We start from the raw sequence: 390 nt of genomic DNA, 5'->3' as shown, positions 1-390 counted from the left end.
AATCAGCAAGAAAATCCTGCCAGCCGTTCCCCTTCAAATACGGCAGATCAAAGAGGATATTCATATGCATGTTAAGGGTTTCATGATCCTCATTATGAGTGAACTCAGTCCCCCTGAAATACAGATTTGAACCATATTTTTGATTGAGCCAACGGAAGCAATCAGAGAGCTTGCGTGTCCATTTCCTATGCTCCGCCTTGAGGTCATCATATATGCGGACGTTCTCACCGCAGGTGATAACCATGTACCGCAGATACTTCCCCTTATTCGGGAGAATGTTATCAATCCAATAGGTCAGCTCATTCCTCAACTGGCGACGCTCAGCAACAGCAACAGCAGGAATGAACATGATATGCCTAAACTGTTCATCCATCTGCTTAGCTAATCCAG

Annotated in this window: 1 protein-coding gene; it reads right to left on the bottom strand. The window is 44.9% G+C overall.

The features are described 5' to 3' along the window. Nucleotides 1–390: hypothetical protein (locus KP705_RS18900; protein ID WP_215765421.1), on the bottom strand; the 390-nt coding region annotated here is incomplete at both ends.

The sequence above is a fragment of the Gluconobacter sp. P1D12_c genome (assembly GCF_018812105.1).
Lineage (GTDB): Bacteria > Pseudomonadota > Alphaproteobacteria > Acetobacterales > Acetobacteraceae > Gluconobacter > Gluconobacter oxydans_A.
This window is presented reverse-complemented; position numbering and strand designations above follow the sequence as displayed.